This is a genomic window from Micromonospora pattaloongensis (assembly GCF_900107255.1).
Taxonomy (GTDB): Bacteria; Actinomycetota; Actinomycetes; order Mycobacteriales; family Micromonosporaceae; genus Micromonospora_I; species Micromonospora_I pattaloongensis.
The window spans coordinates 43,490-60,815 of record NZ_FNPH01000011.1; the positions used below are offsets into that span (position 1 = coordinate 43,490).

A 17,326-nucleotide genomic window follows, 5' to 3' on the forward strand; every position below is an offset into this window, starting at 1 on the left:
ACTGAGCGCGTCCCGGCGCGCCCGGCCCGGCCATGCCTCGCACCTGCCGCCCAACCGCCACTAACCTGCTACCCGAGACGCCCGTCACACGCGAGGAGTTCCACCCATGAGCGAAACGTTGGAGAACCTGCTGCGAGAGACGCGGCAGTTCGAGCCGCCGGCCGAGCTCGCCGCCGCCGCCAACGTCACCGCGGCGGCCTACGAGGAGGCCACGGCCGACCGGCTCGCGTTCTGGGAACAGCAGGCGCGGCGCCTCGACTGGGCACGCGAATGGGAGCAGGTGCTCGACTGGTCGAACCCGCCGTTCGCCAAGTGGTTCGTGGGCGGCCAGCTCAACGTCGCCTACAACTGCGTCGACCGGCACGTCGCGGCCGGACGCGGGGACAAGGTCGCCATCCACTGGGAGGGCGAGCCGGGTGACACCCGCACCATCACGTACGCCGACCTGCAGCGGCTGGTCGCCCAGGCGGCGAACGCGCTGACCGACCTCGGCGTGGTCGCCGGCGACCGGGTCGCGATCTACCTGCCGATGATCCCCGAGGCCGCGGTGGCGATGCTCGCCTGCGCCCGGATCGGCGCCACCCACAGCGTCGTCTTCGGCGGGTTCTCCGTCGACGCGCTCTCCAACCGGATCCAGGACGCCAGCGCCAAGGTGGTCATCACCGCCGACGGCGGCTACCGGCGCGGCAAGCCGTCGGCGCTGAAGCCGACCGTGGACGAGGCCGTGGCGATCTCCCCCTCGGTGGAGCACGTGCTGGTGGTGCGCCGCACCGGGCAGGACGTCGCGTGGGGCAGCAAGGACCTGTGGTGGCACGAGACGGTGGAGACGGCGAGCCCGGAGCACGAGGCGCAGCCGTTCGACGCCGAGCAGCCGCTGTTCATCCTCTACACCAGCGGCACCACCGCGAAGCCGAAGGGCATCCTGCACACCACCGGCGGCTACCTGACCCAGACGTCCTACACCCACCACGCGGTCTTCGACCTCAAGCCGGAGACCGACGTGTACTGGTGCACCGCCGACATCGGCTGGGTGACCGGGCACTCGTACATCGTCTACGGCCCGCTCTCCAACGGCGCCACCCAGGTCATGTACGAGGGGACGCCCGACACCCCGCACAAGGGGCGGTTCTGGGAGATCGTCGACAAGTACAAGGTCACCATCCTCTACACCGCGCCCACGCTGATCCGCACGATGATGAAGTGGGGCGAGGACATCCCGGCGGGCTACGACCTGTCGTCGCTGCGCATCCTGGGCAGCGTCGGCGAGCCGATCAACCCCGAGGCGTGGATGTGGTACCGCAAGCACGTCGGCCGTGACCGCTGCCCGATCGTGGACACGTGGTGGCAGACCGAGACCGGCGCGATCATGATCTCGCCGCTGCCGGGGGTCACCGCGACCAAGCCGGGCAGCGCGATGACGCCGCTGCCGGGGATCAGCGCGGACGTGGTCGACGACCAGGCCAACCCGGTGCCGAACGGGGGCGGCGGCTACCTGGTGCTGCGCGAGCCGTGGCCGTCGATGCTGCGCACGATCTGGGGCGACGACCAGCGCTTCATCGACACCTACTGGTCGCGTTTCGACTCCATGTACTTCGCGGGTGACGGAGCGAAGAAGGACACCGACGGGCACCTGTGGCTGCTCGGCCGGGTCGACGACGTGATGCTGGTGTCCGGGCACAACATCTCGACCACCGAGGTCGAGTCGGCGCTCGTGTCGCACCCGTCCGTCGCGGAGGCGGCGGTGGTGGGCGCGACCGACCCGACCACGGGCCAGGCGATCGTCGCGTTCGCGATCCCGCGCGGGACCGTCGAGACCGACGGTGAGGCCGGCGAGGCGCTCATCCAGGAGCTGCGCAACCACGTCGCCAAGACGCTCGGCCCGATCGCCAAGCCCCGCCAGATCATGCTCGTGCCCGAGCTGCCGAAGACCCGCTCGGGCAAGATCATGCGCCGGCTGCTGCGGGACGTCGCCGAGAACCGGTCGCTCGGGGACGTGACCACGCTGCAGGACTCCGCGGTGATGGATCTGATTTCGGGCGGGATGAAGTCCGGCAAGTCCGACGAGGACTGATCGAAAACCCAGATAGGAACCGATGGGTGGCGGTCCGGTGCGGACCGCCACCCATCGCGTTTTTCCGTACATCGATGCTCGTGGGTTTCATCCGGACGATAGATCTCCGCCGTTCAGCCCTTGCCCAGTGACAAGTTCCTGAATTAAGTTCCGGTCGATGGCTGAGGACTTACCGAACAACGCCGAGATCAGCCGCAATTCTCTTTCCCCCATGCCCAGGAACGGAGTGGGATGAAATCTGCCATCCCCCGAAGCGGGCCGCGCCGACGTCTCCTCGTCGCCGTCCCCGCGCTCGCGCTCGTGGCCTCGACGCTGACCGTGTCGGGCAGCGCGACCGCCGAGCAACGTGACCCGGTCCTCGCCTCGATCGGCGCGGACGAGCACTACATCAACTACGCCGAGCCCGCCGTGCAGCCCGACACGTACGGCAAGGAAATCAAGGGCAAGGGCGGCGTCTACGGTTCGGCGATCGAACGGACCAAGGCGTACGACCGGAAGTTCGCCACGGGCAACCCCCTGACGGCGCGGCAGCTCGCAAAGCTCGAGGCCAAGTCGATCAAGACCGGCAAGAGCCCTCGGAACATCAAGCAGGCGAAGACCACGCAGGTGGCCAAGCTGTTGACCATCCTCGTGGAGTTCAACGACAAGGCCAACGACGACTTCACCGGCACCATGGTGCCGTCGACCGTCTTCGAGGACCGCACCTGCGTGCCGGGCACCGTCCAGAACGGCCCGCTGCACAACAACATCCCGAACCCCGCGACCCTGCCGCACGCGGACAACAACACGATGTGGGTGCCGGACTTCTCCTCCGAGCACTTCAACAAGATGCTCTACACGAAGCAGGGCATCACCGAGCGCGTCCGCACCGACCTGACCGGGCCGGACGGGAAGCCGGGCATCAGCCTGGCCCGCAAGACCATGCACAACATGTACCTGGAGATGTCCAAGGGCGCGTACACCGTCGACGGCGAGGCGACGCCCTGGGTGAAGGTGCCGCGCTCCGAGGGCTGGTACGCCGCCTCGCGCTGCTTCCAGGACGCGAACGGCAACTGGGAAGCCCCGGCCCCGCAGGCCATGAACGGGCACCCGGACAACCCGCTCGGCGCCGGCAAGCTGGCCACCGACGCCGTGGACACGCTCGCCGCGTCGGACCCGGACTTCCCGTGGGCCGACTACGACATCGAGGACCAGGGCGACCGCGACGGCGACGGGAACTTCTTCGAGCCGGACGGCGTCATCGACCACCTCGTGCTGGTGCACGCCGGTGAGGACAAGTCCGGCGGCGGCGGCAAGGAGGGCGTCTACTCGATCTGGGCGCACTCGTCGGCCGTTGCCGGCGGCTACACAATCCCGGGCACCAGCCTGAAGGTCTCCAACTACATCGTCCAGCCGGAGGACTCCGGCGTCGGCGTCTTCGCCCACGAGTACGGGCACGACCTCGGCCTGCCGGACCTCTACGACACCTCCGGCAGCGGCGCCGACAGCGACGTCGACTTCTGGGACCTCATGTCGTCCGGCTCGCACGCCGGGCCGATCTTCCAGTCGCTGCCGACCCACATGGGGCTCTGGGACAAGTGGGTGCTCGGCTGGGCGGAACCGCTCACGCTGGCCCCGGACACCGCCGCGCGGACGGTGAAGCTCGGGCAGACGTCCCGGACGCCGAAGGGCACGCAGGACGGCATCAAGGTGGACCTGCCCGACAAGGTCATCACGCTGGCGGAGCCGCACAGCGGCGCCAACATGTGGTACAGCGGGGCCGACCAGGACTGGGCCGACGTGAAGCTCGCCCGCCAGGTGGCGGTGCCGGCCGCCGATGACGCCAGGTTCTGGATGTGGAACAACTACGTCATCGAGCAGGACTGGGACTTCGGCTTCGTGGAGGTCTCGACCGACGGCGGGGCCAACTGGACCGAGCTGAAGGTCTACGACGAGGCCGGCAACCTGGTCTCCACGGATGACGGCTACGCCGACCCGAACGGGCGCCTGGCCGACTTCGGCGACAAGAAGTACGGCCTGACCGGTGACAGCCACGGCTGGCGGCACGACTACGTCGACCTCAGCGCGTACGCCGGCACCACCGTGCAGGTGCGGCTGCGGTACGCCACCGACGCCGGCTTCCGGGAGCGCGGCTGGTTCGCCGACGACTTCTCGGTCACCGGCGGCGGCGCCACGGCGTGGAGCGACGACGTGGAGGGCGGCGCCAGCGGCTGGACCGCGACCGGCGGCACCTGGACCGACACCAGCGGCGCCGGCTGGCACACCGACTCCGGCACCCAGATCCGCGCGCACTACTACCTGGCCGAGTGGCGCAACTTCGACGGCTTCGACGAGGGCCTGAAGTACGCCTACGACACCACCTACTCGCGGGACGCGTGGAAGGTGGAGAAGGTCAAGTACAACGCGCCCGGCATGCTCGTCTGGTACCGGGACACCGCGTACGGCGACGTCAACCACGTCACGGCGAACAGCACGGCGCTGCCGAGCTACGGCGCCAAGGGCGGGTTGCTCATCGTGGACTCGCACTTCGACCCGTTCCGCCGCCAGGGCGAGGCCGCGGCGAAGGACCCCTCCACGCTGGACAACCTGCCGAGCCGTCCGCAGTCGTCCAACGCCGCGTTCACCCTGCACCCGAGCTACGGGTTCCGCGAGTGCTTCGAGGCGCCGGACGAGCCGTACAGCGAGTACTGCACGAAGTTCGGCCCGCAGTCGGCGGTGTACACGTTCACCGACGCCAAGGGCTGGACGCCGGGCATCGAGGTCCGCGGTGAGGACCTGTTCGGCCGGGACAGCGACGCCTCGGTGGTCGTCCCGTCGCGGGACAACGCGCCGTACAGCACCCGGGTCGTCAACCCGGACGGCACCCCGGCGCGTGACCTGTACGGGGCCGACCTCGGGTTCACCGTTCTCGGCTCCGGCAACCCCGGGGACGCGGGCGTGAGCTACGGCGTCACGATCCGGATCGTGAGCGCCGCGGACGACAACTCGTACGCCACGGTGCGGGTCGTCCCGGCCAAGCGCTAACGTATCGCAAGTAGCGGGTGGGCGGCTCCGGACGGGGCCGCCCACCCTTTTGCATTCGATTCCCCGGGCGTCCTCTCATCGCGTCCGTGGTATGACCCGATTAGAAGGGCGCCCTCTCACTCTTTCGACCAATTTCTCCCCGTGACATTCCTGTTCCCTTCTGCGAAGGTGAGTGGCGATCTCTGACGGTGCGCGCCCATCGCGGCGCCCGTCTGTAACAGGTCCACACCCAGGGAGGACCCTTGAGGAGACGAGTCACAGCCGGTCTCGCGACTGCCGCGACCGTGCTGCTGGCGGCCGGAGCCGCCGCCGCGCCCGCGTCCGCGGCGCCCGCGGCGAACCCCGCTCCCGGCATCGAGAAGACGAAGCACCGGGCGGACAACCTGCCCGACCCGCTCGCCGAGCAGGAACAGGAGGCGCGCAAGGAGGCCATCGCCGCGCTGCTGTCCGGCAAGGCCAAGCTGCAGAAGCGCAACGGGTCCGAGGTCATCCAGATCAAGGCGGACCGCTTCGTCGAATACCGGCAGAAGCCGAAGGTCGACCCGATCTTCACGATTCTCGTCGAGTTCGGCGACAAGACCGATCCGCGCGCCGGGGCGAGATCCCCGAGCCCGACCGCGTCTACGACGGCAGCGCCACGGACAACAACAGCACCATCTGGAACGCCGACTACAGCCGACAGCACTACATGGACCTGTTCTACGGCACGGGCAAGGAGTCGATGCGCGACTTCTACCTGAAGCAGTCGGGCGGGCGCTACACGGTCGGCGGCGACGTCAGCGAATGGGTCCAGGTGCCGTACAACGAGGCCCGGTACGGCAGCAACGCCATCCCGGACAACGACGGCTCCTGGAACTTCGTCAAGGACACCGCCAACTCCTGGTACGACTCGCAGATCGCGGCCGGCAAGACCCCGGAGCAGATCAAGCAGTACCTGGCGCAGTTCGACGTCTGGGACCGGTTCGACTACGACAACGACGGCGACTTCAACGAGCCGGACGGCTACGTCGACCACTTCCAGGCGGTGCACTCCGGCGAGGGCGAGGAGGCCGGCGGCGGCGCCCAGGGCGAGGACGCCATCTGGTCGCACCGCTGGAGTGCCTTCAACAACCTCAAGGGCAGCGCGGGACCGTCGTTCAACCTGAACGGTGGCACGCAGATCGGCGACTCGGGCCTCTGGATCCGGGACTACACCACCGAGCCCGAGAACGGCGGCCTGGGCGTGTTCGCCCACGAGTACGGCCACGACCTCGGCCTGCCGGACCTCTACGACACGCAGGGCGGCGACAACGGCGTCGGTTTCTGGAGCCTGATGGCGTCCGGCTCGTGGCTCAACCACGGCAAGGACGACATCGGCTCGACCCCGGGCTACATGGACCCGTGGTCCAAGCTCTACCGCGGCTGGCTGAACTACTCGACGGTCGAGCACGACAGCGGCACCACGTACGTGACGCTCGGCGCCGCCGGTGACAGCGACGGGCCGACTGCCCAGGCCGTCGTGGTCAACCTGCCCTCGGTCACCGCGACCCACGACTACAACAAGCCGTTCGCGGGGACGTACGAGTGGTGGGGCGGCAAGGGAGAGGACCTCGAGAACACCCTGACCCGCACGCTGGACCTCACCGGCGCGACGACCGCGGCGATCAGCGCCAAGGCGTGGTACGAGACCGAGGAGGACTACGACTTCTTCTTCGGCGAGGTGTCGACCGACGGCGGCGTGCGGTGGACGTCGCTGCCGCACCCGCTGATCGACCCGGCGCCGCCGGGCGGGGACCAGGAAACCGGCATCGACGGCTCCAGCAACGGCGAGTGGGTCGACCTGACCTACGACCTGTCGGCGTACGCCGGCAAGACCGTGCAGTTCCGCTACCGCAACTCGACCGACGGCGGTATCACCTTCGCCGGCCTGTTCCTGGACAACATCTCGCTGGTGAAGGACGGCGCCGCGGTCTGGACCGACGACGCGGAGACCGCCCGGGCGGAGTGGAAGACGCGCGGGTTCAGCCGGATCACCGGCTCGGTCACCGACGTCTACCCGCGGTTCTACATCGCGGAGAACCGGACCTACACCGGGTACGACAAGACGCTGCAGACCGGCCCGTACAACTTCGGGTTCGCCAACACCCGGCCGGACTTCGTGGAGCGCTTCGCCAACCAGGAGGGCATGCTCGTCTGGTTCGTGAACTACGTGTACGCCGACAACAACACCGCGCAGCACCCGGGCTACGGCCTGAACCTGCCGGTCGACGTGCGGCCGCAGCGGATCACTGTGCCGGGTCAGGGCAGCCTCACCAACCGGCGCAGCGGGTACGACGGCACGTTCAGCCGCTACGCCAAGCCGGCCCAGACGTTCCACCTGAACGGGGTGCCGACGACGGTCCCGAAGCTCGGCCCTGTGCCGGTCTTCGACGACTCGAACCCCGACCGCTACTGGTCGGCCGACAACCCGCAGAACTCGGTGAAGGTGGCCGGCGAGGGCACCAGGATCGAGGTCGCGCTGGAGAGCCGCGCGTTCGACATGATGATCGTCAAGGTCACCAACTGATCGCCTGACTCACCGGGGGGTCGTGGCCGCAGGGCCACGGCCCCCTTTCCGTCGGGCCAACCCGTGGGGAAAAGTCGGCAATCGGCCGGGATGCCCCCGTGACGTCCCTGACTATCCCCCGATCTGTCCCGCCGTACGGGACGTGGTTGCGGCTTCAGCCCCTAGGCTGTGCGCCATGAGTGGTGGACGCGGGCCGACGGCGACGAGCGCGGTGGTTGACGAGTCCTGCGTGCTCGTCGACGGTCCCTGGCAGCACCGCTTCGTCGGCGCCAACGGCAGCCGGTTCCACGTCGTCGAGGCGGGCACCGGTCCGCTCGTGCTCTTCCTGCACGGGTTCCCGGAGTTCTGGTGGGCCTGGCACCACATCCTGCCCGCGGTCGCGGACGCCGGGTTCCGCGCCGTCGCCGTCGACCTGCGCGGCTACGGCGCGAGCGACAAGCCGCCGCGCGGCTACGACGGCTACACCCAGGCCGCCGACGTCACCGGGCTGATCCGGGCCCTCGGCGAGCGCTCCGCGATCATCGTCGGCTCCGGGATGGGCGGCATGATCGGCTGGACCGCCGCCGCCTTCCACCCCCGGATGGTCAGCCGCCTCGTCGTGGTCGGCGCCGCGCATCCGCTGCGACTGCGGGCCGCCATCTTCGCCGACCCCCGCGGCCAGTTCGCCGCCTCCACCCCCTCGCTGAAGTTCCAGCTACCCCGGTTCGAGCACGTCCTGACCCGCGACGACGCGGCGATGGTCGGCGACTTCCTGCGGCGGTGGGGCGGGCCGACCTGGACAGGCGGCCACGACTTCGACGAGTACGAGGCACGGTGCCGGCAGGCGATGCGGATCCCGCAGGCGGCGTTCTGCGCGATGGAGGGCTACCGGTGGGCGTTCCGCTCGCTGCTGCGGCTGCACGGCTACCGGTTCGTCAAGCTGCTACAGGAGCCGCTGGTCACGCCGACCCTGCAGCTGCACGGCGCACTCGACACCGCGATCCTGCCGCGCACCGCCCAGGGCTCCGGGCGGTACGTGACCGCGCCGTACGAGTGGCGGCTGCTCGACGGGGTGGGGCATTTCGCGCACCTCGAATCCCCCGACGTCGTCCTCGGCGAGATCCTCCGCTGGGCCAAGTCCTGACCCCGGGGGGTCAGACGCGGTGTTCGCGGATGTCGCTGACCTCGTTGGCGGGCGCCCAGCCCTGGTAGACGCCGAAATCGAAGGCCTCCAGGCCCAACTGCTCCGCGACCGGCCACCGCCCGCCGGTGTACTCCACCCGCAGCCAGCCGTCGTGCCGGGCCAGCACGATGAACGGCTGCCCCTGCCACGAGCACGTCGTCCGGATGTACGCCAGATCATCGAGCTCCGCGACCGGCAGCACCCGGACGAAGCGCCCGGGCCGCACCTCCTCGAACCCGTCGGCCGGCTCGTGGTGGTAGAGGCGGACGGTGTCGCCCTCCGGGCTCGCCTCGTACTCGCTTCCCTGCCACCGGGCGACGTACCCGTCGCGCATCAGTCCTCCCCGACCCGTCGCCACAGCGGGATGTCGCAGTCGAGCACGGCGACCAGCGTCTGCGAGCCGTCGGCCGCGATGCGCCACAGCTGCGAACCGTGCGGCAGCCGGATGCTGTCCACCTTGAACTCGGCGATGACGTCGCCGTTCTCGGCGGGGGCGTAGCCGGTGCCGCGGAAGGGCGGACGTTCGATCACCCACCCCTCCATGGCCCGCATGGCGGCCTCGTTCTGTCCGCCGTACGGGATGCGGTAGAGGCTGGGCCGGTAGGCCGGCCAGCGCAGCACGTACGTCTCCTCCGCGGTCCGCCCGAACGGCGAGCCGGGATAGCCGAGGCCGAGCGCGGCATGCAGCATCGCGGGCGTGCTCAGGTGGGCGACCTCGTTGGCGCGGTGGACGAAGCCGGAGACGCGGTCGTAGCCGCGGTCGAGGTAGTAGCCGAGCTGACTCGGCGCGACGGGCTTCTGCATCATCGTCGGCCGCTCGGGGTCCTCGTTCGCCGGCTCGTACGCCGAACGCGGCGCCGGCTCCTGGGCCGCCGCCGGCGGTTCCGCCTCCGCGTCGTCGCGCAGCCCCACCTCCGCGGCCCAGCTCGCGAGCGCGACGATCTGTGCGCCCGGCAGCTTCGCTCCGACGGGGGTGCCCGGGTTGACGGCGAACGACCACGCGGGATCGGGCCACTTGCTGATCAACTGCACGAACTTCACCGTGACCGTCTCCACGGGCCCGGTGAGGTGGTCGACGACGCGCTCGGGCGACGTGAAGACCACAACGTACGGCTCGCCGTCCAGCGTCTCGGTCCGCCAGGCGAAACCCTCGTCGCCCGGAAGGGCGCCGGGCGCCGCGGACTCGGCGACGGGTAGCAGCACCTTGGCCAGCAGCAGCGTGGAGAGGAACGAGTCGGTGCTGCCGTCCCCGGCAGCGGCCAGCAGCTCCTCCTCCACGTCGTTCGCGGGCTCGAAGGCGCCCGCGAGCCGCTCCGGCGGCTCGGTCCACGCCGCAGCCGCGGCGCCCGACCGACCCGACGCGGCGGCGGCATCGCCCGACTGAACCGGCGTGGCGTCCCCGGCGTTCGATGCGGCCCACGCGCCGGTTGCGACGTCCGAAACGGCCGACTCGGCGTCGAACGGGACCGATGCGGCGTCTGTGGCGTCCGGCGGGGGCGTCGGCGGTTGGGTCCGGTCGTCGACGGCCGGAGGAGCCGGTGGCGCATCGTCGCGGTCGCTCACCGGCGACGGTTCGGCCGTCCCGGCGGGCGCGGCGTCCGTGGCGTCCGACCGGGGCGTCGGTGGTTCGGTCCGGTCGTCGACGGCCGGAGCGTCGGTCTCCACCGGGTCGCGCCCGTCTTCCGGGGTGGGCAGCGGTGCGGGTTTGCGACGCGGCAACGCGTCGTCCGCCGGCAGCGGTCGCCCGGGAGGCGGCGCCGATTCGCCGGGCACGGCCCGCGTCGGCAACGGCGCGGAATCGCCGGCCACAGCTTGCGCCGGCAGCGGCATCGTCTCGTCGGTCGCGGGCCGCGCCAGCTCAGCGGGCGCGGGCCGGGTCGTCTCGTCGGTCGCGGGCCGGGCGGGCATCGCCGCCGGGGCGCTGGACACGGGCCGGGCGGGCAACGTGCCAGCGTCACCCGCCCCCGGCCGGGCCGAACCGTTCGTATCGGTGGCATCCGCGCCGAGGCCCGAGACGGGCGACCCGGCGGAAGCGGGCGACCCGACCGGGGCCGACTGCGGCAGCCGGGTCGGCAGCGCGGCGGCGGACCGGGCGGGCGGCGACGACGGCGGCGGCGGCGGCGGGGAAACAGCTGACGCGGGGACCGTCGGGAGCGCGGCGGCGGGGACCGTCGGGAGCGCGGCGGCCGGGACGGCCGGGCGCTCCGGCGGTCCCTGTTCGGGCGGGATGGCCCGGCCGGGCACGGACGCGGTGGCGCGCGCCGGCGCGACCGGTTCGGCGCGCTCGACGCGGGCCCGCGAGCCGACGGTGCGCCCGGGCAGGCGTACGTCCCCACGGGACAGCTGCGAGATGAACCAGGCCGGCAGGTAGCCCTCGATGGGCAGTCCGGGGTTGACCGCGAGCCACCAGTCCAGGTTGGGCCAGGTGGCGGCGAGTTCGTGGTACGGCAACCGGCGGACGCCGCCCGCGTTCTCGCCCAGACAGGCGCGGAGCGTGTCGGCGGAGGTGAATGCGAGCACGTGGGTGCGGCCACCCGTCGTCCAGGTGCCCCAGCCGATCGGGGTCCGACCGTTCATTGCTTCGGCGGAGACCGGCAGCAGGAGTTCGGTGCGGGCGAGGATCCGGAAATACTGCTCCTGATCGTTCGCGCGCAGCGCATCCCGCATCGCGGCCTCGGCCTCGGTGGCCGGCTGCCACTCGGTCACCGCCGCCCCCCTTCCGCCGTACAGGCCACACGCGTCGCGTACAACCTACAAGGTCGTAGCACGATCACAATGGCTGGCGGATGGCGGATGCGTCCATCCGCTCTCCGCCGATAGCATCCGGTGCCAGACCCGACACGATTCGGAGGCATACGATGCCCGGCGGGACAGCGCGGTTGGCGTTCGTGGGTGCGCTCATCGCGGTCTTCGCCGCCCCCGGCGCGCTCGCCGTGCCCGGAGCCTACGCCGCCGGCCCGCCGCTGACGGCGTCCGCGCGGCTGGGCGTCGCCGCGCGGCCGTACGGGATCGCCCACGGAATGACTCTGCGCTACGCGGCACCCGCGTGCAGTAGTCGCCCTGCTCCCGTCCCGCCGTCCACTGAGGTGCCGTGGGCGCAACAGCGGTACGCGCCTGAGCGGCTGACGCCGCTGGCGACGGGGCGCGGCATCACGGTCGCGGTGATCGACTCCGGTGTCGACGACGAGCACCCGCAGTTGCGGGGGCGGGTCCTTCCGGGCAACGACTTCCTCGACGGCGGCGACGGCACCCTGGACTGCGACGGGCACGGCACCGCGGTAGCGAGCATCATCGCCGCGGGCCCGGCGCGGGTGCCGTTCCGCGGTCTGGCCCCCGGCGCGAGGATCCTGCCGGTCCGGGTGAGCGAGCAACAGATCATCGGCGGCAGGGAGTCGGGACGGACGGTCACCGCGACGCAGTTCGCCGAGGCGATCCGGTGGGCGGTCGACCACGACGCGGACGTGCTGAACCTGTCGGTCGTGCTCTACGAGGACCATCCGGCCGTGCGGAGCGCCGTCGAGTACGCGGTGGCGGAGGACGTGGTCGTCGTGGCCGCCGCCGGCAACCTGCACGAGAACGGCGACCCCCGCCCGTACCCGGCGGCGTACGACAGCGTGCTGGGCGTGGGGGCGATCGGCGCGGACGGCAGCCGGCAGCAGTACTCGCAGGTCGGGTCCTACGTGGACGTGGTCGCCCCGGGCGGGGGCGTGCTGGCCGCAGCCCCCGGACGCGGACACGCGGCGCAGGACGGGACGAGCTACGCGGCACCCTTCGTCTCGGCGACGGCGGCACTGATCCGCGACTACCGGCCGGAGCTGCGCGCCGGCGAGGTCGTGCAGCGGATCGTCTCGACCACCGATCCGGCGCCCGGCGGCCGGCGCAGCCCGGCGTACGGCACCGGCGTGCTGAACCCCTACCGGGCGGTGACGGAGACGCGCCCTGTCGGCCGTCCCGAGCCACCCGCACCGCTCGCGCCGGAACGGATGGATCCGGCGGCGGTGGCGCAGCAGGAGCGGCGGGCCCAGTCACGGGATCGTTCGCTGCTGCTGGCCGCGCTCGGCGGCGGCGTCGCCGGGCTGGCGGTGCTGCTCGCTCTCGTGCTGCCCCGGGGCGTCCGACGGCGCTGGCGTCCGGCCGGGCCCGCGGACCCGCAGCCGGCGGCCGGCCGCACCGGCTGAGCCGGCCGGCGTCCGCCCGCCGCCCCACCGGGCCCCGCCGGACGGGTCGCGCCGACGCACCCGCGCCCGGCGGCACGGCGGCACGGCGGGGAGCCACACGACAAGGGCGCGCGGGCCGGTCGGCCCACGCGCCCCGGTCGAGGTGCGGCTACTGGAACAGCGCCGTGTTCTTCTTCTCGGTGTTGAGGTAGTCGGCGGCGGACTCGTCCACCGCGACCTTGATCTCGCGCAGCATGTTCTGCAGGTCCTGCGAGGCGGAACGCCACCGGCTCTGCCGCACCTGGTAGGCCTCCCTGGCCTCACCGGTCCAGCTCGCCACCAGCGGCGCGGCGTCGCGCTCGAGCTGGCCGAGCTGGGAGTCGAGCGTGTTCAACGCCTTCTGGATGTCCGCGCTGGCCTGCTGGAGCGCGGAGAAGCTGACGACAAGGACGCCGTCTGACATCGGTGATCCCTCCCCGGAACCGGTTACAGCGGCAGCTGGATGCCGCGGTTGGTGGCGGCGACCCGGCTGGCCGCCTCGCTGTCGGACGCGTCGTACTGCTGGCCGGCGGTGCGGATCGCGGCCGCCGTTTCGCGCAGCGCCCGCTGGATGGCCGCCTGGTCCTGCGACCACTGCTGCTTGACCTGCTCGAACGAACGACCACCGGCACCGCGCCACGCGGTCTGCAGCGCCTCCAGCTGGCCCATCAGGCTGCTCAGCATGCTCTGCAGCGACTGGTCGACCTGCTCGAACTTCGCGGCGGACTGCCGCATCACCGCTGCTTCTGCCTGCGTCTGGGACACCCCGGACGTCACCCCGCTCCCTCACTCGTGGTCCACTCGCCAGCGCGTCCACGCTGGACCCGTCGGTGGGGCCCCGCACCGGAAGGACAGTGCGGGCGACCCCGGTGTCGCTGGAGAATCTCCGTCGCTGACGGTAGCCGCCGAGGTCCAGCCCCGGAAGCCCCCGTCACCGACCTGTGGACAACCACCCTCGGTCCACGATGCGTCACGACTGCGGCGCGGGGGCCCGCGCCGCCGCGGGGTCGAGCGCCCTGCCGGCCGGCACGAGAGCGACGAGACTGGCGGGCAGCCGCAGCGGCTTCACCCCGCCATACCCGAGGGTGGCCAGCACGTCACCGCCCGCGACCGCGTACCGCCGGCCCAGGTCGGTGACCACGGAGATCGCGCCTCCGGTCGCGCCCGGCGCCGCCGCGGCCTCGACCACCGCGCCCCGGCCCGGCGCCACGACGACGTGGTCGGCGAGCGCGCCCCCCTCGGCCGACCGCGCTCCCGTGCGCGGCGCGTTGGTCACGTCCGGCGCCGCGGCGCCCACCCTGAGCTCGAACACCCCCCCGTCGTCGCGCACCTGCCCGCAGACCGCGCCGGCGCTGGTCTCGGCGAGCTTTGGCGTGCTGGCCGGCGGCGCCGCGGCGCCCGACGGCACGAGCTCGGGGAGCTTCTCGATCGTGTTGAACCGCCCCTGCGACAGCGGCGTCGGCCTGCTCTGCCCGCCGAGCGCCGTGATCAGCAGGTCGGCCTGGACCTGGGTGATCCCGGCGAGCCCGTCGCGCTGCGCGACCGCGAACTGCCGCCCCCCGCCCTGGCTCTCCACGACGAACACCTCGCCGATGGTGGCGTCCGGCACGGCGGCCGAGGGCTGGCCCTCGTCGACGATCGGGATCCGGGCCAGGTCGGCGCCGGCCGGCAACGCGTTGAGCAGGGCCGGCGCGACCGGCAACGCGCGGGCGTTCGTCCACGCCAGCGCGTCCAGCACGATGTCGCGATCGCGCAGCAGGTGCCGCCGGTTGTGCCAGATCAGGTAGAGGCTGCCGTCCGGGTGCCGCGCCAGCACCCCGTCGTCGCCGAGGGGTTCGCCGCCGGTGGGCGCGGCCCCGACCAGCAGCGCCGAGCGCACCGTGGCCCGGCCCCCGTCGCCCGCCGGCAGCGAGCAGATCGTCCACGGGCCGGCGGCGAGCCGGTCGGCCGCGGGCAACGCGTCCGGGGCGTCCACGATGCCCAGCGGGGTCCCGCGGGTGACCCCCTCGATCGACTTGGCCGAGACCCGGACCGTACGCGGCTCCGGCGAGCCGACGATGAGCAGCGCGGAGGCGTAGTTGAGGACGGGGTGCAGCTTCTCGTCGCGGTAGACGTAGCGCGCGCCGGACTCCTCCTCGACGATCACCGCGTTGGGGTCGCGCCAGTTCGTCGCGCCACCGCCGACGAGCGCACCGTAGACGGCCACCCCGCCGATCGCGATCGCCGCGATCAGCACGCTCGCCAGCGTCGCACCGGCGGCCCGCTGGAACGGCGACTGTGGAGGGTCGGTTTCGCGCATCACCAGCGCGGCGACCACACGCTGGACCATGAACTGGTACGAGTGCAACTGATCCTGCCGCGACGGCATCCGGCCCCCTCCCCGGTCGGCCCGGCCAATACGATAGGCGGCCCACGGCCTGTGTCGACCGCGACTACGCAGGGGAGGCTACCGCGATGTCCGTCAGTGTGCTGGACCGCCAGCCGGGGCCCGGGGCCCACACCGGACCGTCCCCGGACGGGTCGCGTACGACGTGGTCGCAGCCACGGCGTCCGCGGCGGTTCGGAGTGCGCGCCGGGCAGGTCGTCGCCACCCAGGCCGCCGTCGCGCTGATCGTCGCGGCGCTGGGTCACGGCCCGCTGGCGGTGACCGGCGCGGCGCTGGCCGCCGCGCTGCTCGGCGTTGCCGCCTGGGGACGGCTACGGCAGCGCTGGCTCTTCGAATGGCTCGCCGTGGCCGTCCGCTATGTCGGGCGGCGGCACGCGCTGGCCCCGACCACCGCACCGGCCGCCCTGCTCGAGCTGGTCGCTCCGCACGCCCAGTTGCACCCCGCCGACCTCGGCGGCGACGCCGCCGCCGTCATCTCCGACGGTGACGGGCTGACCGCGCTGCTGGAGCTCGGCGATCCCGCCACCCTGCTCGCCGACACCGGCGAGACCCTGCCGTCGGCCGCCGCCCTGCTGCCGGCCGCCGGCGGCGACCTGCCACCGGTCCGCATCCAGCTGGTGCTCTCCGGCACGCCCGCGCCGGCGCCACGGGCCGGCGGCGGCACGCCCGCCACCTCGTACCGGCAGCTGACCGACGGGCGGCTGCTCGCGCAGGCGCGCGCCGTGCTCGCCGTCCGGGTGCTCCGGGCCGAGGGCTGGACCGAGGAGGAGCTGCGTCGGGCGCTGTCCAGCGTGGTCCGCAAGGTCCGCCGGCGGCTCGGCGCGACGCCCGCGCGTCCGCTGGGCGAGGGGGCCGCGCTGCGCGTACTCGGCGAGTTGGCGCACCACGACGGCGCGCAGCCGGCACGGGAGAGCTGGCCGACGGTGCAGCTCGGCGGCCTGCTGCAGGCGACGTTCCGGCTGCGCCGCTGGCCCGACCTGCGTTCGGAGACCGGGCGCCGGCTGGTGCCGCGGCTGCTCGCCCTGCCGGCGGCGGCGACCACCGTCTCGATCAGCGCGGGCCCGCGCGGCGCCGGCGCCGACGCGCTCGCCGCGGAGCTGACCGTACGGATCGCCGCCACCGACCCGGCCGGCCTCGCCCTCGCGACGCAGGCGCTGCGCCGGCTGCTCGCCGCGGAGCGCGCCGAGACGCGGCGACTCGACGGTGAGCAGCTGGAGGGCTTCGCGGCCACGCTTCCGCTCGCCGCCGGGGGCGGCGGGCTGCTGCCCGCCCCGCGCCCCGTGTCCGCGCTGTCCGCCGGCGCGCTGGACGCCCTCGACCTCACCGTGCCCGGCGCCGGGCTGATGATCGGCGCCAACCGGCACGGCTCCCCGGTGACCGTCCGACTGTTCCGGGCCGAGACCACCCGGGCCGTGCTGATCGGCGGGGTACGCGGGGCGCAGCTGCTCGCCCTGCGCGCGATGGCGCTCGGGGCCCGTGTCGTCGTGCAGACCGCCCGGCCGCGCGCCTGGGAGCCCTTCGTCCGGGGCGTCAGCGCGCCCGGCGAGACGATCGCGGTGATCCCGCCCGGGCGTCCGGTCGGCGGGCCGCCGGCGACGCCGTTGCATCCGCTGCTGGTCGTCGTCGACGTGGGTCCGGTCGCGGCGGACACCCAGCCGGGGCCCGGCTGGCAGGCCAGTCTGGTGGTCCGCGACGAGCTGACGGCGGTCGACCTGGACGCGGTGTCCCGCGCCGACCTGGTCGTGCTGCAGCCGTTGCGGCCGGACGAGGCGGCGTTGGCCGCTCCGACGCTGGGGCTCGGCGAGGCGGCCGACTGGCTGACCCGGATCCGGGACGACATGGTCGGTGTGATCAACCGCCGTACCGTCCGCTGGGCGCTGCTCTCCGCCACCCCGATCGAGTCACAGTTGATCGGCGCCCCGACCCGCCACTAGCGCCAGAC

General features: G+C 72.5%; 12 protein-coding genes. 7 read left to right on the top strand and 5 right to left on the bottom strand.

Annotated elements, in window-relative coordinates; translation table 11 throughout:
• Positions 1 to 106: 106 nt before the first annotated feature.
• From acs to BLW47_RS21345, 5 genes are all read left to right on the top strand, one after another.
• On the top strand, positions 107 to 2,071 hold the full coding sequence (gene acs, locus BLW47_RS21330) for an acetate--CoA ligase (RefSeq protein WP_091561073.1): 1,965 nt from the start codon (positions 107 to 109) through the stop codon (positions 2,069 to 2,071).
• A gap of 231 nt (positions 2,072 to 2,302) precedes the next feature.
• Positions 2,303 to 5,095: an immune inhibitor A domain-containing protein gene (locus tag BLW47_RS21335; RefSeq protein WP_091561077.1), complete on the top strand. Its 2,793-nt coding sequence runs from the start codon at positions 2,303 to 2,305 to the stop codon at positions 5,093 to 5,095.
• Positions 5,096 to 5,379: 284 nt separating this feature from the next.
• A complete protein-coding gene (locus BLW47_RS25700; RefSeq protein ID WP_245736908.1) occupies positions 5,380 to 5,835 on the top strand; it encodes a hypothetical protein in 456 nt (151 codons plus the stop codon).
• Positions 5,751 to 7,640 carry an immune inhibitor A domain-containing protein gene (locus BLW47_RS21340; RefSeq protein ID WP_245736886.1) on the top strand — a complete coding sequence of 630 codons (1,890 nt, stop codon included), beginning with the start codon at positions 5,751 to 5,753 and terminating at the stop codon, positions 7,638 to 7,640. Before BLW47_RS25700 ends, BLW47_RS21340 begins: the two co-directional genes overlap by 85 nt.
• Before the next feature lie 175 nt (positions 7,641 to 7,815).
• Positions 7,816 to 8,763 carry an alpha/beta fold hydrolase gene (locus BLW47_RS21345; RefSeq protein WP_091561080.1) on the top strand — a complete coding sequence of 316 codons (948 nt, stop codon included), beginning with the start codon at positions 7,816 to 7,818 and terminating at the stop codon, positions 8,761 to 8,763.
• Between the two features lie 10 nt (positions 8,764 to 8,773).
• Here BLW47_RS21345 and BLW47_RS21350 read toward each other — a convergent pair whose 3' ends face one another.
• Together BLW47_RS21350 and BLW47_RS21355 are read right to left on the bottom strand one after the other, a co-directional pair.
• The gene (locus BLW47_RS21350; protein ID WP_091561357.1) at positions 8,774 to 9,139 is read right to left on the bottom strand and encodes a hypothetical protein; all 366 of its coding nucleotides are present in this window, start codon (positions 9,137 to 9,139) and stop codon (positions 8,774 to 8,776) included.
• The gene (locus tag BLW47_RS21355) at positions 9,136 to 11,508 is read right to left on the bottom strand and encodes an SseB family protein (RefSeq protein WP_091561084.1); all 2,373 of its coding nucleotides are present in this window, start codon (positions 11,506 to 11,508) and stop codon (positions 9,136 to 9,138) included. The genes BLW47_RS21350 and BLW47_RS21355 overlap by 4 nt, the downstream gene beginning before the upstream one ends.
• 314 nt (positions 11,509 to 11,822) lie before the next feature.
• On the opposite strand from BLW47_RS21355, the gene mycP reads away from it, so the two are divergent.
• Positions 11,823 to 12,980, top strand: a complete 1,158-nt coding sequence (gene mycP, locus BLW47_RS21360) for a type VII secretion-associated serine protease mycosin (protein WP_091561361.1) — start codon at positions 11,823 to 11,825, stop codon at positions 12,978 to 12,980.
• Between the two features lie 148 nt (positions 12,981 to 13,128).
• Here the strand turns inward: mycP and BLW47_RS21365 are convergent, their stop codons facing one another.
• The 3 genes from BLW47_RS21365 to eccB form a co-directional block, all read right to left on the bottom strand.
• On the bottom strand, positions 13,129 to 13,422 hold the full coding sequence (locus tag BLW47_RS21365; RefSeq protein ID WP_091561086.1) for a WXG100 family type VII secretion target: 294 nt from the start codon (positions 13,420 to 13,422) through the stop codon (positions 13,129 to 13,131).
• A 23-nt stretch (positions 13,423 to 13,445) separates the two neighbouring features.
• Entirely contained in the window at positions 13,446 to 13,763 is a 318-nt protein-coding gene (locus tag BLW47_RS21370; RefSeq protein ID WP_091561088.1) for a WXG100 family type VII secretion target, read from the bottom strand.
• A 205-nt stretch (positions 13,764 to 13,968) separates the two neighbouring features.
• Positions 13,969 to 15,366, bottom strand: coding sequence for a type VII secretion protein EccB (eccB, locus tag BLW47_RS21375; protein WP_091561092.1), 1,398 nt, complete (start codon positions 15,364 to 15,366; stop codon positions 13,969 to 13,971).
• An 86-nt stretch (positions 15,367 to 15,452) separates the two neighbouring features.
• Between eccB and eccE the strand changes: the two genes are divergently transcribed.
• Positions 15,453 to 17,318: a type VII secretion protein EccE gene (gene eccE, locus BLW47_RS21380; protein ID WP_091561096.1), complete on the top strand. Its 1,866-nt coding sequence runs from the start codon at positions 15,453 to 15,455 to the stop codon at positions 17,316 to 17,318.
• Positions 17,319 to 17,326: the final 8 nt, after the last annotated feature.

Bases quoted from the DNA above. Each gene is read 5' to 3' on its own strand.
- acs (WP_091561073.1), top strand. From the start codon at position 107: ATGAGCGAAACGTTGGAGAACCTGCTGCGAGAGACGCGGCAGTTCGAG.
- mycP (WP_091561361.1), top strand. From the start codon at position 11,823: ATGACTCTGCGCTACGCGGCACCCGCGTGCAGTAGTCGCCCTGCTCCC.
- eccE (WP_091561096.1), top strand. From the start codon at position 15,453: ATGTCCGTCAGTGTGCTGGACCGCCAGCCGGGGCCCGGGGCCCACACC.
- BLW47_RS21365 (WP_091561086.1), bottom strand. From the start codon at position 13,422: ATGTCAGACGGCGTCCTTGTCGTCAGCTTCTCCGCGCTCCAGCAGGCC.
- BLW47_RS21345 (WP_091561080.1), top strand. From the start codon at position 7,816: ATGAGTGGTGGACGCGGGCCGACGGCGACGAGCGCGGTGGTTGACGAG.
- BLW47_RS21335 (WP_091561077.1), top strand. From the start codon at position 2,303: ATGAAATCTGCCATCCCCCGAAGCGGGCCGCGCCGACGTCTCCTCGTC.
- eccB (WP_091561092.1), bottom strand. From the start codon at position 15,366: ATGCCGTCGCGGCAGGATCAGTTGCACTCGTACCAGTTCATGGTCCAG.